The 17,502-nt window shown below is 70.0% G+C and carries 17 protein-coding genes; 9 read left to right on the top strand and 8 right to left on the bottom strand.

All coding sequences use genetic code 11. From position 1 onward, the window contains the following. Positions 1 to 2 precede the first annotated feature (2 nt). From BKK80_RS26130 to BKK80_RS26120, 3 genes are all read left to right on the top strand, one after another. Positions 3 to 671 (top strand): DUF746 domain-containing protein, encoded by a 669-nt coding sequence (locus BKK80_RS26130; protein WP_071071889.1) that lies wholly within the window; start codon positions 3 to 5, stop codon positions 669 to 671. Between the two features lie 171 nt (positions 672 to 842). Further along, a complete protein-coding gene (locus tag BKK80_RS26125; protein WP_071020640.1) occupies positions 843 to 2,423 on the top strand; it encodes a long-chain-fatty-acid--CoA ligase in 1,581 nt (526 codons plus the stop codon). Positions 2,424 to 2,713: 290 nt separating this feature from the next. Then, on the top strand, positions 2,714 to 3,133 hold the full coding sequence (locus tag BKK80_RS26120; protein WP_071020643.1) for a hypothetical protein: 420 nt from the start codon (positions 2,714 to 2,716) through the stop codon (positions 3,131 to 3,133). A 133-nt stretch (positions 3,134 to 3,266) separates the two neighbouring features. Here the strand turns inward: BKK80_RS26120 and BKK80_RS26115 are convergent, their stop codons facing one another. From BKK80_RS26115 to cls, 4 genes are all read right to left on the bottom strand, one after another. Beyond that, on the bottom strand, positions 3,267 to 4,544 hold the full coding sequence (locus BKK80_RS26115; RefSeq protein ID WP_071071887.1) for a cation:proton antiporter: 1,278 nt from the start codon (positions 4,542 to 4,544) through the stop codon (positions 3,267 to 3,269). A gap of 149 nt (positions 4,545 to 4,693) precedes the next feature. Then, a complete protein-coding gene (locus BKK80_RS26110; protein WP_071071885.1) occupies positions 4,694 to 5,125 on the bottom strand; it encodes a hypothetical protein in 432 nt (143 codons plus the stop codon). A gap of 264 nt (positions 5,126 to 5,389) precedes the next feature. Continuing rightward, the gene (locus tag BKK80_RS26105) at positions 5,390 to 6,097 is read right to left on the bottom strand and encodes a TetR/AcrR family transcriptional regulator (protein ID WP_071071883.1); all 708 of its coding nucleotides are present in this window, start codon (positions 6,095 to 6,097) and stop codon (positions 5,390 to 5,392) included. A 72-nt stretch (positions 6,098 to 6,169) separates the two neighbouring features. Continuing rightward, the gene (cls, locus tag BKK80_RS26100; RefSeq protein ID WP_418235916.1) at positions 6,170 to 7,603 is read right to left on the bottom strand and encodes a cardiolipin synthase; all 1,434 of its coding nucleotides are present in this window, start codon (positions 7,601 to 7,603) and stop codon (positions 6,170 to 6,172) included. A gap of 479 nt (positions 7,604 to 8,082) precedes the next feature. Between cls and BKK80_RS26095 the strand changes: the two genes are divergently transcribed. Continuing rightward, positions 8,083 to 8,829 (top strand): response regulator transcription factor, encoded by a 747-nt coding sequence (locus BKK80_RS26095; RefSeq protein WP_071020654.1) that lies wholly within the window; start codon positions 8,083 to 8,085, stop codon positions 8,827 to 8,829. A 69-nt stretch (positions 8,830 to 8,898) separates the two neighbouring features. On the opposite strand, the gene BKK80_RS26090 is transcribed toward BKK80_RS26095, so the two are convergent. After that, positions 8,899 to 10,710, bottom strand: coding sequence for a phosphodiesterase (locus BKK80_RS26090; protein ID WP_071020656.1), 1,812 nt, complete (start codon positions 10,708 to 10,710; stop codon positions 8,899 to 8,901). A gap of 271 nt (positions 10,711 to 10,981) precedes the next feature. Here BKK80_RS26090 and BKK80_RS26085 point away from each other — a divergent pair, with 271 nt between their 5' ends. Next, positions 10,982 to 12,586, top strand: coding sequence for a methyl-accepting chemotaxis protein (locus tag BKK80_RS26085; protein WP_071020659.1), 1,605 nt, complete (start codon positions 10,982 to 10,984; stop codon positions 12,584 to 12,586). A 217-nt stretch (positions 12,587 to 12,803) separates the two neighbouring features. Continuing rightward, complete coding sequence (locus tag BKK80_RS26080; protein WP_157903344.1) at positions 12,804 to 13,130, top strand: hypothetical protein; 327 nt, start codon at positions 12,804 to 12,806, stop codon at positions 13,128 to 13,130. 34 nt (positions 13,131 to 13,164) lie between these two features. Here the strand turns inward: BKK80_RS26080 and BKK80_RS26075 are convergent, their stop codons facing one another. Next, positions 13,165 to 13,599, bottom strand: coding sequence for a PaaI family thioesterase (locus tag BKK80_RS26075; protein WP_071039854.1), 435 nt, complete (start codon positions 13,597 to 13,599; stop codon positions 13,165 to 13,167). After that, on the bottom strand, positions 13,596 to 14,081 hold the full coding sequence (locus BKK80_RS26070; protein WP_071071879.1) for a MerR family transcriptional regulator: 486 nt from the start codon (positions 14,079 to 14,081) through the stop codon (positions 13,596 to 13,598). Before BKK80_RS26070 ends, BKK80_RS26075 begins: the two co-directional genes overlap by 4 nt. 261 nt (positions 14,082 to 14,342) lie before the next feature. On the opposite strand from BKK80_RS26070, the gene BKK80_RS26065 reads away from it, so the two are divergent. From BKK80_RS26065 to BKK80_RS26055, 3 genes are all read left to right on the top strand, one after another. After that, a complete protein-coding gene (locus BKK80_RS26065) occupies positions 14,343 to 14,936 on the top strand; it encodes an HAD domain-containing protein (RefSeq protein WP_071020669.1) in 594 nt (197 codons plus the stop codon). 275 nt (positions 14,937 to 15,211) lie between these two features. Then, positions 15,212 to 15,496: a hypothetical protein gene (locus BKK80_RS26060; protein ID WP_071071877.1), complete on the top strand. Its 285-nt coding sequence runs from the start codon at positions 15,212 to 15,214 to the stop codon at positions 15,494 to 15,496. A 19-nt stretch (positions 15,497 to 15,515) separates the two neighbouring features. Continuing rightward, on the top strand, positions 15,516 to 16,397 hold the full coding sequence (locus BKK80_RS26055; protein ID WP_236903964.1) for an IclR family transcriptional regulator: 882 nt from the start codon (positions 15,516 to 15,518) through the stop codon (positions 16,395 to 16,397). Between the two features lie 31 nt (positions 16,398 to 16,428). On the opposite strand, the gene BKK80_RS26050 is transcribed toward BKK80_RS26055, so the two are convergent. Continuing rightward, a complete protein-coding gene (locus BKK80_RS26050; protein ID WP_071071874.1) occupies positions 16,429 to 17,502 on the bottom strand; it encodes an Ldh family oxidoreductase in 1,074 nt (357 codons plus the stop codon).

Genomic DNA, 17,502 nt, shown 5'->3' with positions numbered 1-17,502 from the left:
CCATGCGCCAGCACTCCGCCCTCCGCACCTGCACCGGCCTCGCGTCCACCGCCGGCGCGCAGCCGCGCCCGACGAGCCTGATGCACGTGAGCAGCGGCAACCGCAACCGCGGCGATGCGGAGCTGGCCGCCTATCTCGAGGCCGCCTGGCAGGTGCTGCGCAGCGAGGCGGCGATCGCGCCGGCCTGCCCGCACTGCGGCGCGGACGATGCCCATGCCTGCGCGCCGAGCGGCGACGAACTGCCCCAGTTCCGCTGCCGCCATTGCCGGCGGCGCTTCACCCGGCTGAGCGCCACGCCGCTGGCCCGGCTGCGGCATGTCGATCGCTTCGCGCAGATCTTCCCGCTGCTGGCGCGCAGCATGTCGCTGGCGGAAGCGGCCCGGCAACTCGAAGTGAAGGCGGAAACGGTGGCGCACTGGTCGACGCAGATCCGCCAGTGGCTGCTGATGCTCGACCCGAGCGGCCAGTGGGAACGCCGGGTACAGCTCGGCGTCCACTATGCGGTCGTGCCGGCAGGCACGCCGCGCCGCCTGGAACCGCGTCCGGCCGGTTGCCGCTGCATGCTGGCCGGTGCCGGAGGCGAGGCACGCCCCCTGCCCCAGGATGGCGAACTCGGCCTGGAGGGCCCGCTGCTGCTGCGCGTCTGCCCGCAGTGCGACAGCGCGCGCTAGGCGCGCGGGCCGCCCGGATGGCCCGGATGCCTGGAAGATCCCGGTCGCCGGCAAATATGCCGTTTCCGGCATAAGCAAACTTCCAAAGGTTCTTTCCCCTGCGGCGCGGCGCGCCTTATAGTTTTCGGCTTTACCCGGCAGACATCGCTGCCGGCGAGCCGGAGACAAGACTTGAAGCACAGCCAGACCCTGGGCGACACCCTCGCCTGGCCCGCGCGCTACCTGCCGGGCAAGACCGCTCTCGTCTACGGGCATGGCGCGCAGCGCCGTGCCTGGACCTTCGCCGAACTCGATGCGGAGGTCAACCGGCACGCACACGGCCTGCTGTCGCTGGGCATCGGCAAGGGCGACGTCGTCGCTGCCTTCCTCTACAACACCCCCGCCTTCGTCTTCAGCCTGCTGGCAGCGGCGCGCATCGGCGCGGTCTTCAATCCGGTCAACTACCGGCTCGCCGCGCAGGAACTCGCCTTCATCCTGGCGGATGGCGGCGCCAAGGCCCTGCTGTTCGAAGCGGAGGGCGCCAACGTGGCGGAAAAGGCCGCCACGCTGGCGCCCGCGACCACGCACTGGATCTATGCGGACGAGGATGCGGCGCCGGCTTTCGCCACGTCGCGCCTGTCAGCCCTCGCCGCGGGCCGCCCCGCCACGGCACCTGGCATCGCGGTGGACGAGGACGATGACTGCATCCTCATGTACACCAGCGGCACCACCGGCCGGCCCAAGGGCGTGCTCCATACCCACCGCAGCAAGCTGGCGCACAACGCGCTGATGCACCAGGCCATGCGCCTGTCGCGCGAGGACGTCGGCCTGTCCGTGGCACCGCTGAACCATACCGCCGAACTGCACACCAGCTTCCTGCCGCGGCTGCAGGTCGGCGCCACCCAGGTCCTGCAGCGGCGCTTCGACGCCGCCGAGGCCCTGCACCTGATCGAGAGCGAGCGCGTCACGCATTTCTTCGCGGCGCCCACCATGGTGGGCATGCTGCTCAACCATCCCGACCTGCCGGCACGCGACCTCGCCTCGCTGCGCCTGGTCGAGTACGGCGGCGCGTCGATGGCCCCGCACCTGGTGCGCGAATGGGACCGGCTCGTCGGCGCACAGTTGATCCAGGTCTACGGCACCACCGAGATGGGCCCCTGCATGTCGGTGCTCTATCCGCACGAGCAGTTGAGCCACCCCGGCTCGGCGGGCACCCCCGCGCTGAACCACGACCTGGTGGTGGCGCGGCTGCGCGACGATGGCGCCCCGACCGATCCCGCCGACGCCTGCGCCCCGGGCGAGGCGGGCGAGATCCTGGTGCGCGGCCCCTGCATGATGCGCGGCTACCTGAACCGGCCCGAAGCCAACGCGCGCGCGCTGGCCCATGGCTGGTACCACACCGGCGACGTCGGCGTGCTCGATGGCGACGGCTACCTGTGGATCCGCGACCGCATCGACCACATGATCAATTCCGGCGCCGAGAACGTCTATCCGCGCGAAGTGGAAGATGCGCTGATCGAGCACGGCGACGTGCTCGAGGTCGCCGTGCGGGGCGAGGCCGATGCGGTCTGGGGCCAGGTCGTCAGCGCCTACGTGGTGCCGCGCGACGGCGCCGCGGTCGACGCCGCCACGCTCGACCGCTTCCTCGTCCACGGCGACCGGCTGGCCGCCTACAAGCGCCCGCGCCGCTACCACTTCGTCGCGGCATTGCCCAAGACCACCAGCGGCAAGATCCAGAAGCACCTGCTGCAAGCGGCTGCGCAGGCAGCCTGAGCCAAGTGCAGGCGGGGCCGTCCGGCGCCCGCCGCCCGACCCCGGGTAGCGCGGCCGGCACGCAAGCCGCGCGTGATCCGGCGGCCGCCCTTCGCTGGCCCTCGCCTCCTCAAGCGCCAGCCGCCCCGCAGCGCCAATCGGGACAAACCGCATGCGGGAAACTCGCTAGGGCTGGCCGCTGGCTGGACCGATAGCCTCTGCCTATACTGGCAAGCGCGTCCGAGCACTGGCTGGAAGTGTCCGGCACGACATCGGGATCCGCTTAGCAACACTCAGAAAAGGAGGAGAGCATGCCCAGCGAACAGTTCCTCGCCATCCAGGAGAATCGCCGTTCAGGCCTGAGAGCCCTGCGCGCGGCGCTGCTCCAGGTGCACAAGGAAGTGATCGGGTATGACCGAGGTCAATATGAACGCCTGTACGGCCCGATTCCAGCGGGGCAGTTCGTGCAGATCGTGACCGAGGATGCCTACTTTCGCTGGCTCGACCCCCTCTCGCGCCTGATCATCGAGATCGACGAAGAACTCGACAGCAAGGAACATCACGACGAAACCTGCCGCGCGGTCGCCGCGGCCAGCGAAAAGCTGTTCAGCCAGCGCGGAGACCCGGCCTTCTGCAAGCGCTACCAGGAAGCGCTGCAGGACGAATCCGGCGTGATCGTGGCACACGGGCAGTTGATGAACGTCATCGGCCAGCTGCGGCAGCTCACCTGAGCGGGGCGAGCACGCCGCCGGGTGAAGCCGGAAACGTCCTCGCATGCGGGACAGGTGGCGCGATGCCGGTGACCTGTGACCTTGCTGGTAGCCGCGCCGCTGGCCCGGGTCCCGCATCCCTTGATGCAGGCGACTAGGCCGGCTGTGCTGGCTGTGCGGTATCGGCGCGCGCCCCCGGCCCTGCGCCCAGGCGCCTGACCAGGCGGCCCAAGGTGGTGGCCTGGACCAGCAGGCTGAACACCACCACCACGTAGGTCACGCCGATCACTATCTCGCGGCCGTCGAAATCCGGCAGCGAAAGCGCCAGCGCGATCGAAATGCCGCCGCGCAGCCCTCCCCAGGTCATGATGGTGGCGGAATGCGGGTTGAGGCGGCGGAAGCGCTGCAATGCCAGCAGCGGCACGGCCACGCTGACGGCGCGGGCTGCCAGCACGACGGGAATCGCTACCAGGCCGAGCCAGACGATGTGCTGTTGCAGCGAGAGCGCGATGATTTCCAGGCCGATCAGGCCGAACAGGACGAGGTTCAGCAGCTCGTCCAGCAGCCCCCAGAATGAGAACAGGTGTTCGCGGGTCTTCTCCGACATCGACGTCGCCGCACCGTGGTTGCCGATCACCAGGCCCATGATGACCACCGCCAGCGGTGCCGACACGTGCACGGCTTCGGCCAGGGCGTAGCCGCCGATGGCCAATGCCAGCGTGATGAGGATTTCCACGGGATAGCTGTCCACGCTGCGCAACAGCAGCGACGCGCAGTAGCCGACCGCCGCGCCCAGCGCCAGCGCACCCGCCACCTCGCGCACCAGGACCGTGGCCACGTCCGGCGCGGAAAGCTCCTTTGCGCCTGTGGCCAGGCCCAGCAGCGTCAGGAAGGCGACCACGGCGGTACCGTCGTTGAACAGGGACTCGCCGGCGATCTTGGCCTCCAGGCTTTCCGGCGCGCCCGCCTTCTTGAGTACGCTGAGCACGGCGATGGGATCCGTCGGCGAGATCAGTGCGCCGAACACCAGGCACCAGGGCAGGCTGATCGGATGGCCGAGCCACTGCGCGGCAAAATAGAATCCGGTGCCCGCCGCCAGGGTGGAGATCAGCACACCGATCGTGGCCAGCAACAGCACGGCGCGCCGCTGCTGGCGCATCCGTGACAGGTCGACGTGCAGCGCGCCCGCGAACAGCAGCAGGCCCAGCAGGCCGTGGAATACCACTTCGGGGAAATCGATGCGCGCCACCAGGGCGCGCGCTTGTGCCACCAGTTGCGGGTGGCTGAAGCCGAATGCCGACACCGCCAGGCAGGCGACGATACCGACGGCGGTGATGCCCAGCGTGTCGGGCAGCTTGATGAAGCGATGGTTGATGACGCCGAAGACGGCAATCAAGGCGAGCAGGACACCGGTCCCTTGAAAGACACTCATAAGCAGATGAACTCCATGCTAAGGAAAAAGGTCGGCGAACGCTTCGCCGCCTGACTGAAAAGGAGGAGTGTGTAGGAAGCCGGTGCCCTTCAGGACTAGGCATTGGCGCAATCTACCCTGCGGGAATACTCCAGAACCTTGCGGGCCGGCTAGCGGCCGCGTCCACCGGAGCGGCCGCCCGCCGCCGGAGCGCCCGCGCGGCTGCCGCGCCAGCCCCGCCGGTCGGCGTAGCCTCCGCGGTAGCCGTGGTAGTAGCGACCGTAGTAAAGACCGTAGCGGAATCCATGCCGATAGCCGTACCGATAGCCGTAGAAGGGGCTGTCGACCCCGACAGAGAAGGCACCGAAGCCCGGCCACCCCGGCCCGTCGTAATAAGAGGGCCGGATCGGCCCTCCAAAGGGATAGGGATGGGCATAGGGCACGTAGCTGTCGTCGTAGGGCCAGCCGTCGCAGGCGTAGGGCGAGGCATAGGCCGGATAGCGCGGACAGCCCCGTTCGGCATCGCCCGGGAAGGCCGGCTCGCCGGCGCAGGCGCCCAGCAGCAATGCCGCGGCGGGTACCAGCAGCAGTGAGCGCATCATCCCGGCCCTGCTGTCGCGGCCCTTGACGCCGGTTTGCCGATCATTCAGATACTTCCAAATAGCCTTGCGGACTACTCCCAAACAACTCGCAGGCGGTTGCAAATAAAGTTCTACCGCACCCCGTCCCCCCGACGGGGTGTCCCGATCTGAGGCCCACACCCCCATCTGCCTGCACCGGCAGATGCGCCTCATTGACGTGCTGCGATGCATCGCGCATCGCAGCACTTTTTTTGCCAGCGCGCTCCCCCTCTGCGGCCGGCTGGATTACAGGCCCTGCTCCACCATGTCCAGCAGCCGCTGGCCCAGCACCGCTGTCTGGCCCTTGCCGAGCCGCCGCAGCGGTCCGTCGATCAGCAACATCGCCATCCCGTGCACCGCCGACCACGCCAGGTACTCGGCCCCGGGCCGGCGCGCCGCCGGCAGGACGCCGGCCTCGACCAGCCCGTCGAGCGCATCCTCCAGCAACTGGAAGGGATTCCGCCCGCTGTGCCCGGCCATGGCCGGATCGGCCGGCATCTGGCCACCGGTGGCGGACTCGTGCACCGGCTCGGCCACGCTGAACGCGGTGCGGAACAGCCCGGTCTGCGCCTGCGCGAACTTCAGGTAGCCGGTGCCGACCGCGCGCAGGCCGCCACGCGCGAACGCGGCGGCGTCGGCGCCGCGCCGCAGCCTGGCCAGCTCGGCCTCCATCGCGACCGCCAGGGCCGACAGCGCGGCAGCGCGCACGGCGTCCAGCAGCGCCTCGCGGCTGGCGAAATGCCGGTAGGCGGCATTCGGCACGACGCCGGCACGGCGCGTCGCCTCACGCAGCACCACCGCGCCCGGCCCTCCTGCGCGCGCCAGTTCGACGCCGGCCTCGAGCAGGGCACGTCGCAGGTCGCCATGCCGGTAGGTCTCGCGGCGCGGCGGCGACGTGGCGGCCGGCGCCGAGATGCGATGGCGGGAAGGCGGAGCGGGAACGCGCGATGTCATAGTAGACAGTGTACACAAGCAGCCGCGGCCGGTGACCGGCGGACCGGCGGACCGGCGGACCGGTCCCACGCGTCAGAGGATGGGCGCGAACAAGGACGCCACGTGGGTGGCCACGCGCAGCAGCGCGGGACTGCGCTGGTACTCTTCCTTGTCGATCTGCCTGGCTTGCGCGAAATCCGCTTCCAGCATCGTCTCCACCTCGGCGGCGAAGCCGCGGTCGGCGGTCAGCAGCATCAGTTCGAAATTCAGGCGGAACGAGCGGTTGTCGAGGTTGGCGCTGCCGACCGCAGCCGCCACATCGTCGACCAGGATCACCTTCTGGTGCAGGAAGCCCGGCTGGTAGCGATAGATCTTCACGCCCGCGCGGACGGCCTGGTAGGCGTACAGCTTCGACGCCGCGTACACGACCTGGTGATCGGGGCGCGACGGAATCAGGATGCGCACGTCGACGCCGCGCAGCACCGCCAGCCGCAGCACCGCGAACACCGCCTCGTCCGGCACGAAGTACGGGGTCGTGATCCACACGCGGCGCCGGGCCGACTGGATGGCCTCGACGAAGAACAGGGAGCAGGTTTCCTGTGGATCGGCAGGCCCGGAGGGTACGAGCTGGCACACCATCGCGCCGGCCGGCCCGGGCGGAGGCGGCAGCAGGCGCGGCACCTCGCGCGCGGCCCAGTACCAGTCTTCGGCGAAGGCCATCTGCAGATCGAGCACTACCGGACCGCGCACCGCGATATGGGTATCGCGCCAGGGCGCCAGCGGCGGGCGCTTTCCCAGGTATTCATCGCCGACGTTCAGCCCCCCCGTGAAGGCCTGCTCGCCGTCGACCACGACCAGCTTGCGGTGATTGCGGAAGTTGAGCTGGAAGCGATTGACGAAACCGCGCCGCGTGGCGAACGCGCGCGCACGCACGCCGGCCGCCATCAGCGCCTGCACATAGTGCCTGGGCAGCGCATGGCAGCCGATGCTGTCATAGAGGAAATAGACCTGCACGCCGGCCGCCGCGCGCTCGCACAGCAACTCCAGCAGGCGTCGGCCGAGTCCGTCGTCGTGCACGATGAAGAACTGCACCATCACCACTTCGCGCGCCTGCGCGATCGCGGCGAAGATCGCCTCGAAGGCGGCCTGTCCGTTGATCAGCAGGCGCACGTCGTTGTTGGCCAGGCAGGGCACGCCGGTCAGGCCCGGCAGCGCGCGCATGGCCGCGAGCGGCGGCTCGGCCACCACGCTGGCGCGCCTGGCCTCGCGCTCGCCGGCCTGCATGCCGGCGGTCAGCTCGCGCAGCCGGTCGGTGTTGAAGCGCCGCGCGCTCACGTAGCCGGCGAAGCGGCTGCGCCCGAAGATCAGGTAGGGAACCAGCGCCAGGTAGGGCATCAGCACCAGCGAGCCAGCCCAGGCGATCGCCCCCGGCGCCGTGCGCACCGTCATGATGGCGTGCAGGGCCGCCAGCATGCCGATCCCGTGCAAGCACAGGACGATGGTCGCGATGGTGCTGGGGCTGGACATCAGCGGGTATCTCGCATGCGCAAGCAAGAGTGGCGATGCCGCTATTCTGGCATAGGCGGCGGCGCATACGGCACTGCAGCAGCGGCAGGATTCCCCCGGGCGCGAGCGGCTTCCGGCTCGCGCCGGGGCCAGGGGAAGCCCCAAACCGCACATTACAGCATGCTCCTGCTCATTTTTTGCGCACGCCGATGGAAACACGCAAACAACGGGGTGGCGGCGCCTGGACGGATGGGTTATCCACACTTCGTGTGGATAAGACGCCCGTTCTTCAATCAATGACTGCAAGACCATACAAAGCCCGCTTGACGGCCGCTTGACGCAGCGAGAATGCGCCGGCTCCCGCCGGCAATGCAGACGATTCCGAAACTGACAAGCGCCCCCCGTGCTTATGCTGGCACGCGGTTCCAGGCCGGCTCCGCACCTGGTTCCCACCACGCACCCCAAGGCCGTGGCAACCCGACCTTCGCTTCGCAAGCTCCATGTCAGCCACTCTTCCCGTCGCCCTGCTGACGTCCTGTGCCTCCCAAGCCGCCAGTCTGCCCACCCAGTTGGACGATGCCGGCTTCGCCTGCCAGACCTTCCGCCGCAGCGCTGACCTGCTGCACGGCCTCTGCCACGGTCCATTCTCGCTGCTGCTGGTCGAGGCGACCACTCAGGACTGGCACGCCGCCGACGTCATCCGCGCAATCCGCAACCTGCGCTCGCGCCACCTTCCGATCCTGATGCTCACCGACAGCGCCGACGAAGAGCGGGTGCTCGAGGCCTTCCTCGCCGGCGCCGACGACTGCGTCGCCTGGCCGCAGCGCCCCCGTGAACTGCTGGCGCGCATGCGTGCGCTGAGCCGGCGTCCCGCGCCGGGAGCGCCGACGCGTGGCGGCAATCTGCGCGTGGGGCCCTATACGCTGCACACGCAGACGCAGCAGGTCACGCGTGCCGACGGGAAATGCATCGGACTGACCACCAAGGAATTCGAACTGGCGCTGCTGCTGTTCGCCAATGCCGGCGAGGTGCTGTCGGGCGACCGCATCGAGAAAGCGGTCTGGGGCCGCGAGCTGCCGCCGCTATCGCGTGCCCTCTCCGGCCTGGTGTCGCGCCTGCGGCGGACGCTCAGGCTGCACGAGGAGAATGGCGTGCTGTTGTCCGTGGTCTATGCGAGGGGCTACCGGCTGGACGTGCTGCCTGGCCGGCACGCCTCCGCCATGCGGCGCCGCCACGCGTCACGCTAGCCCATCGCATCATGAAACGGGAGGTGGAGGCCATGCCAGGCACCGACCCCACCGACCGCTTTCAGGGATTCAGTGGACGGGTGACCGCAGCGCATCCGCCGCATTCAGTTCGATGATCGCCAGTCCGTCCGGCGCGCGTTTCGCCTCGCGCTTGGCCGCGGCTGCGGCGCTGCCGATCAGGCTGCTGCCCTGGCGGCGCAGGCTGGCCATGCCCGAGGCGCCGACACGCACCACGCCGACCGCCATCGACACCGTCGGGAAAAAGGTCTTCCGCCCGAGCCGGTCTTCCGCGTGGATACCACCGGCCGCCCTGGCCTGCGGCGGATACATCGCACTGGCGATGGCATTGAAACTGTCGATGGCGGCGCGCACGCGCTCGGCCCAGTCCGCGCTCTGATAGAGCACCAGGAAATCATCGCCCCCCACATGGCCGAGGAAATCCCGCGCCGGATCGCAGGCCTGGGCGAGGATCGCGGCCGCCCCCTTCAGCATCTCGTCGCCCTTCCAGTAGCCGTACTGATCGTTGTAGGGCTTGAAATGATTCAGGTCCACATAGCAGGCATGGAAGGCATTGCCCGAGGCGATCAGGCGGTCGATGTGCTGGTTCAGCGGGATATTGCCGGGCAGCAAGGTCAGCGGATTGGCATGGCGCGCCGCCTGCATGCGGATGTCCGTGATCGCACGCACCAGTTCGGCACCGGTACCGATTCCGGCGTAGCGGCCCTGCTCGGTCACGATGAAGCCATCGGCCAGGGCCCGCTGGCTGGCGCGCGCCAGGACCTGCGCCATCTCCTCCACGCTGACATGGCGGTCGAAGCAGATCGGCTCGCGGTTGGCCTGTACCACGCAGGCCTTGCGCCCATACAGCTCGCGATGGAACGGCGCCGCGTAGCGATCGATGAAATGCTGCCGGTTGATGATCGCGAGGGGCTTGCCTGCCTCGTCCACCACCGCCACCGCGTGCAGGTCCGGATGCGCATGGAAGCAGCCCAGCACCTCGTCATTGACCGTGGCCGGCCGCATGGTGGGCGCATCGCGCATCAAGGCCCCGGCCGTCAGCCCCGACCAGCCGGAACTCACCATCTGCGGAAACACCGCGATCTGGCGCGAGGCGAGCGCGCGCAGCGCATGCGGCGAGACCTCGGGCACGGGACGCGCCTGTGGCCGCCCCAGGTAGAAGCCTTGCGCGCAGGAAACACCAAGGTCGCGCAGCACGGCGAATTCATCCTCCTCCTCCACGCCCTCGGCGATCACGTGGCCGCTGAAGGCACTGACCATGCGCAGCACCGCGCGCAGGATTTCGAGCCGGCGCGAGCAGGTGGCGATGCCCCGGATCAGCGACTTGTCGATCTTGACGTAGTGCGGCGAGAGATGGGCCAGCAGATCGAGGTTGGCGTGGCCGGTGCCGAAGTCGTCGAGCGCATACTGCAGGCCCATGGCGCGCAGCACCTCCATCGCTTGCGCGAAGCCGGCGGCGTCGCCGATCGGCGTCTGCTCGGTGACCTCGATGACCACGCGGCTGGCCGGCGCGCGCTGGCCCAGCAGCGCGCCCATCGCACGGCCGCGCTCGGCCAGCAGATGGCGCAGCGACAAGGGGCTGAAATTGAGGAAGAGCCGGCCCGGCAGGCCCTGCTCCTGCCACGAAGCCAGCGCGGCGCGCGCCGCATGCAGTTCCAGCGCGATGGTACCGACACTGTCGTGCGCCAGTCCGAACAAGGCATCCGGGCTGGCATAGGGCGACCCCTCGGGGCCGCGCACCAGCGCCTCGTAGCCAAGCAGCGCCGCGTCGTGCAATTGCACGATGGGCTGGAAAACGGCCTGCACGGGAGGCAGGCCAGGCAGCGCCGGCCGCAGGGCCGGTGCAGAAGCGGCGGTGGACATGATCGGATGGCAAACAGGAACCGCGGCCTGTTGTGCTGCCGCATCGACATTTCATGACACGAACATGACAGTGCCGTGACAAAACGCAATTTTGTGAATGACACATGAATGTCATGTTGGCGTCACATCGATGCGACATCATCGCGCTACAGCAACGCCATGCGCGATTCGACCGTCCCGGGCAGCCGAGTGCCAGCCCGCAAAACAGCCGGCAGCGCGCATGGTCCGGGTCAGCAGCAAGCCAGGCTTCGGCCTGCCAGGAGTCCTCTCCGTGTCACAAGTCCTCAAACTCAAGCTGGCGGGCCGGATCCTGCCGGATGCCCCCGCCTGGCTGGCGCGCCTGCCGCTGGCGGCGCGCTTGTGCGCCGCCTTCGCCCTGGTCTATCTGTTCGGGGCTGCGGTGGGCCTCAGCGGCATCGTCAACCTGGTGTCGATCAAGCAGATGACCGACACGCTCTACCAGCGCGACATGAACGGCGCCATCGCGGCCGCCCATGCCCAGACCGCGCTCGAGCAGATCGGACGCGCCCAGCTGGCGCTCACCATGGCCACCAGCACCAGCGAGCGCGACGCCGCCGGCGCCGATGTCGACGCCGGCCTGCGCCGCCTGGACGGCGCACTCGACCACGTCAAGCAGGCTGCGCCCGACCGCGTCGCGTCGCTGCTCGCGGAGCGCGCGGCGGCCGGCAAGCTGATCGCCAGCTATGTCGACCTGGTCAAGCGCCAGCCGCTCGACACCCTGCAGTTCGACAGCGCGGTCTCCGTGGACGGGCACTTCGTCAGCGAAGCGCTGCAGAAGCTGGGCGCCCACATGGAGACCCTGCGCGCGCAACAGGAACGGCAGGCGGCCGACACCGTCGCGCACGTCGCCGGCAAGCAGATCGCCGCGCAGACCATGACGGCGGTGCTGCTCGGCGCCAGCCTGCTGGCCGCAGTCGGCCTGGCCTGGCTGGCCGCGCGCAGCCTGACCGCCGAACTCGGCGGCGAACCGCGCGCGGCGGCGCAGGTGGCCAACCGCATCGCCTCCGGCGACCTCACCGCGTCGATTCCGCTGCGGGCCGGCGACCGCGGCAGCCTGCTGTATTACCTCGGCGGCATGCGCGACCAGCTCGCCGGCGTGCTCGAGCGTATCCACCGCTCGACGCTGGAGATCACCGCCGCCAGCCAGGGCGTGGCCGGCGGCAACCAGGAACTGTCGGCACGCACCGCCCAGCAGGTGCAGGCCCTGGCCGAAGCCGCCGCCAGCGTGGGCCGGCTCACCACGCTGGTGGAGCAGGCCCACCAGCAGGCGCTGGAGTCGAGCGAGATGGCGCGCCGGGCGCGCGCGGCCACCGACGCCGGCATCGCCGTGGTGCGGGAAATGAGCGGCGCCATGGATGCCGTCCATGCCCATTCGCGCAGCATCTCCGAGATCGTCGCGGTGATCGAGAGCATCGCCTTCCAGACCAATATCCTCGCACTGAACGCCGCCGTGGAGGCCGCGCGTGCCGGCGCGGCCGGCCGCGGCTTCGCCGTGGTGGCGCAGGAAGTGCGCGCGCTGGCCCAGCGCAGCGCCACCTCCGCGCGCGAGATCGGCACCCTGATCGGCGACGCCGGCCGCGAGATCGAGAGCGGCGCGCGCCTCAGCGGCGAGGTGGTGCGCGCCATGTCCGGCATCGAGAACGCGGTCGCCCACAGCCATGAACTGGCCGACGGCCTGCGCGTGCTGGCCGAGGAGCAGGCCGGCGGCATCCGCGCGGCCGGCGCGGCCATCGGCCGCCTCGAACAGACCACGCAGCAGAATGCCGCCCTGGTCGACGACCTGTCCGCCCAGGGCAGCCGCCTCGACGACCAGGCCGCGGCGCTGGCCGCCGACGTGGCCCGCTTCCGCTTCTGAGCCCCCTCCCGGCGGGCCGCCGCAGCCGCCTCGCCGCGCACGGCCATGCCGTGCGCGGCGGCAGCGGGCCGATCCTCCCCCGGTCCACCTGGGCGGCAGCCCGCCGGACATCGCGTATGCTTGTCCATTGCATCAGAGAAAGCGCCGCGGCCCTGCGCGATGCACGTGGAGGTCCGTGCCGCCCTTCTTCCTGTTCCCAGACAAGCAAGGAGAAGACATGCGAACGACCTGGATGATCGTACTGGCATTCGTGGTACTGCCGGCCTGCTCGTTACTCGAGCCGACCCCTCCGCCGCCGCCGGCGCCGAAACGGCCCGCGCTGGCCGTGGGCATGAGCAAGCAGCAGGTCATCCGGATCAAGGGCCACCCCGACAGCCGCATCGGCGAAGCCGGTCTGGAATGCTTCCAGTACACGTCGCCGGCCACGGCACCGTTGGGAAGCGGCGCGCTCAGCGTCTACTTCGATTCGGCCGGCAGGGTCATCACCTTCGACGCCCGCGCCTGCAGCGCCGAGGCACTGCGGCGCTACGCCGGCGTCGAATGATCGAATGAGGCAGCGGCCACGCGAAGGTGCCGGCTCAGGCCGGCGGCGCGAGATTGCGTGCCGTCGCCAGCATGGTGGCGCACAGCGTTTCCCCCTCGGCATCGCAGGCGAAGACCTCGGCGGCAGCGACCGTCAGCAGCCGGGCCGCCTGCACCACGCGGCCGCGCGCCACCAGCCGGTCGCCACGGGCCGGCCCCACGATCTTGAGGGCGCAGTCGATGGTGGCGTTGGCCCACCCCTTCGGCAGCAGCGTGCCGGCGGCGGACACGGCGGCAAAGTCGGCCGCGGCGAAGATCGGCGTGGCCTGGAGCTGGCCCGGACGGAAGCTCAGGGTCTCCTGGTAAGGCAGCTCCAGCTCCACCTGGCCGGCCTCGATGCGCGTGAAGCGCAAGCCCAGCGTGCGCGCCGCCGGCATGGCCATCACGGCTGCCTCCAGGTCGCGGGCGAAATCGGCGGGGTTCTCTGTCATGGTCCTTGTCTCCTGCTACGTGTCGAAACCTTCTTGTCGTCCGGCCCGGCGGCCCGTCCCTTGGCCGCCAGCGAGGCCTCGCGCGGCGCGCGCGGAAAGCCGCGCCCACCTTGCGCCGCCTTGTCCGAGCGGCGCTGCTCGCGTGCCTCGAACCAGCCGATGTGCGCCACCAGATGGGCGCGCAATACCTGCCGCTTGTCGATCTCGGCGTCCACCTCGGCGATGCGGGCCTGCAGCATGCCGATCATGTCGGCCGCCGTCAGCACCCCGCTGCGGTAATCCGGCAGCACCGCGGCGATCTGCTTGAGCGAGAAGCCGCACTGGCGCGACATGGTGATGAAGCGCAGTTCGCGCACGGCGCCTTCGTCGAACTCGCGGTAGCCGGACGGCCGCCGCCGCGCGACCAGCAAGCCGAGGCTTTCGTAGTGGCGGACAGCGTGGGCGGTCACGCCGACGCGCTTGGCAAGTTCCGATATCTGCATGGCTCAAGACTAAAGGGCTTCGGGTTGCACGAAGGTTGGCCTGTCACAAGAAAATCCCCTGGCAGCGACACCAGCACGCCCTCCGGGCCGCAGATGTGTCTGCCGGAAACAAATGTCAGACACGTGCAGGTGGCTTTTACGACTTCCATCTAAAAGTTACAGATATGTTGCAACTTATGCCCTCGGAGGCACTCGGCTTCCTGCGCGCCGCCGCGTAGTCTTGAGACAACTCAACCCGACGCGCAAACCGCACAGGAAACCATGTCCGACCGCCTCATCCTGCTCGACATCCCTGGTGTCCTCTACTCCGCCAGCTCGGCGACCCGCCTGGGCGGCACGCCGGACAGCGGCACGCTGAAGGATGTCCGCTTCTTCGACCCGGTCGCGCTCGGCTTCATCCGCCGGCTGTTCGGGCTGGCCGGTGCCCGCGTCGTGGTGTCCGACCACTGGCGGCGCGGCATCCCCGCCGCCATCCTGCAGCAGCTGGACCTGCAGGTCGAGGACATGATGCCGCCGGCGCCGGGCGGCTTCGGCGCCGAGATCGCGGCCTACTTCGCCAAGCGCCCCGCTCCGTCCGCCTACGTGATCCTGAGCGCCGCGCCGGACAGCTTGCAGCCACAGCAGCTTGCGCATCTGGTCAGCGTGGATCCCGCGCAAGGGCTGACCCCGGACGGTTTCCGCCGCGCGCTCGACGTGCTCGGCGTCGGCTGCCCTTCCGGCATGTGCCTGGACGTGCAGCCCCACCCCGAGCTGGCCGAGCGGCTGCGCCAACTGCAGCAACTGGCACGCCTGGCGCCGGAGCGCTTCGGTCCGGCCGCGCCGGCCGCCGCTCCGGCAACCCTGTTCCACTCCTGATCGCGGGCGGCCGCGCCGCCCCTCCCGGCCCCTCCCCGGTCCTCCGGCCACGGCCCGCCCCGGCACACGCCGGCGCGGGCCGCATTCATGGCGGCGTCCTGCCCGCGCCCTGCCCGCCCTGCCTCAAGGCTCAAGGCTCAAGGCGCCTTGCCTCCATATTCCGCAATGCAGAATATGAATTCCACAATGCGGTTGACGCCTCCAGGCAATCGATGGGACCATAGCGCCAACCAACAAGACCGGTGCCCACGCCGGAAGCCGTCCCGGAGACCCCCATGCGCAGCACCCAGCGGCCCGCCACTGCCGGCGCCACTGACTTGCCCGCCCTGCCTGCTTCCCCCTCCCTGGCCATCGCCCGCTCCATCTGCCTTCAGCCTGTCTGCGCGCGCCCGTACCAGACCAGCGGCCCCCGGGTGGCCGAGGTGCCGGAGCGGGTAGCGCTGCGGCATGCCGCAAGCGCGCGGCGCTATGGGGAATTGCCGAAGACCATTGATCAAACCGCGCGTCGCCTCGGCACGTCCAGTGCCTGGCCGCGCAAGCCGCTCGTCGCGACGGCCTGACCCCAGACACGAAGCCACCATGCAAGCACAACAGGAAATGATTGCGGAACAGCCAGAGGAGAACGGCGCTTCTGCCGTGGCGGACGCCGCGGATGGCGCGGATGGCACAGATACGGCGGTCCGGGCCGGCAAGGAAGACCGCCATTTCGTCACGGCGCTGGCGCGCGGACTCGACGTGCTGGCCTGCTTCCGCTCCTTTGACACCGTGCTGGGCAATGCCGAGATCGCCCAGCGTTGCGGGCTGCCGAAATCCACCGTCTCGCGCCTGACCCACACGCTGACCGAGCTGGGCTACCTGCAGCCGCTGTACGAGCCGGCCCGCTACCGGCTCGGCAGTTCGGCGCTGGCGCTGGCGCCCGCCGCCCAGCAAGGCGCCGAGGTGCTGGCCGTGGTGCGCCCGCACATGCAGCGGCTGGCCGAACTGTCGCAAGGCGTGGCCTCGCTGATCGTGCGCGACCGCGCGCACATGATGATCTTCGAAAACTGCCAGTCAGAGTCCTACCTGACCCTGCGCGTGGCCGTCGGCACACGCATCTCCGGCCTGGCCACCGCGGCCGGGCGCGCCTACCTGGACGCGCTCGGCGGCATCGACCAGCGTCGTGCCGTGGCGGCCTTCCGCGGCCGTGACGGCATCGACGCGGCGCGTGCCGATGCCATCCTCGCCACCAGCCACGACGAGGTGAAGCGGCTGGGCTGCACCACCTCCTTCGGCGAATGGCTGCCGCACATCAACTCCATCGCCGCTGCCTTCCGCCCCGGTCCGGCCCTGCCGCCGATGACACTGAGCTGCAGCGGCCCCGCCGCCATCGTGCCGGCCGCACAGCTGCTCGACACGGTGCGGCCGCACCTGCTGGCCAGCATCCGCAAGATCGAGACCGCGTTGGGGGTGATGGCGGGCTGAAGGCGGCACCGGGGCGCGTGCCGGGCCCGCCCTAACCGGCCACCGGCGCCGGCATCGCCACGCCGTACTTCTCCAGCCATGGCGCCAACTGCGGCACGATGGCCGGATTGAGCGCCACGCCGTCGCGCAGCTGGCGCGCCTTGCGTGCCAGCGCGCCCTGGCCGGGCAGGCGCACGGCATCGACGCCGGGCCGCGGCGGGTTGTCGGCGCAGGCCCCGGCGACCCAGCCCATCTGGTGGGCGAAGGCCTCGCCGCCGGCAAAGGCCTCGGGATCGAGCACCTGCAGGAAGACGGTATTGCCCCAGCGCTTGCCCGGGTCGTCGCGGCCGTGGCCGGACAGGCCGGCGGTCAGCGCTTCCACCATCAGCGACAGGGCGAAGCCCTTGTGGCCGGCGTCGAGCCCGCCCAGCGGCAGGATGGAGCCGGCCTGCGGCGCGAACAGCACGGCGGGGTCGTCGCTGGGATGGCCTTGCGCGTCGATCAGCCACGGATGCGGCAGGCGCTTCCCTTCCCGGTAGAGGCGTCCGGTCAGGCCGTTGGTGGTGATGGAGGTGGAGACGTCGATCAGCACCGGACCGCGCGGCGTCGGGAAACCGACCGCCAGCGGGCTGGGCGAGAACACCGCGCGGGTGCCGCCGAACGGCGCCACGGTGGCCGCGGCCGGTGCCGACGAGAACAGCAGCATCACGTAGCCAGCCTGCGTGGCGCGCTCCAGGTAGGCGGCCAGGCAGGCGATGTGGTGGCTGCGCCGGATCGTCACGGTGCCGGTGCCGTAGTCGCGCGCGCGTGCCATGGCGGCGTCGAGCGCGCGCAGCGTCAGCCACGGGCCGGGCAGGCGATGGCCGTCCCAGGTGGCCACCGCGGCGCGCTCGCTCAGCACCGTGTAGTCGCCCTGCACCGCCATGCTGCCGCTCTCGATCTCGGCCAGGTAGGTCGGCAGCAGTTGCAGCCCGTGGGTGTCGTGCCCCATCAGGTCGGCCTCGACCAGGATCGCCGCCACGTCGTCGGCACGGTCACCCGGCATGCCCGCGCTGCGCAGCAGGCTGCCGGCCAGTTCCACCAGCGCCGCGCTGTCGTGGCGCACCGTCTGCGTCTCTTCCTTCAT

Origin of the sequence: Cupriavidus malaysiensis (genome assembly GCF_001854325.1) — a bacterium.
Lineage (GTDB): Bacteria > Pseudomonadota > Gammaproteobacteria > Burkholderiales > Burkholderiaceae > Cupriavidus > Cupriavidus malaysiensis.
The sequence above is the reverse complement of the archived record's forward strand: the minus strand, read 5'-3'. Positions and strand labels throughout refer to the sequence as shown.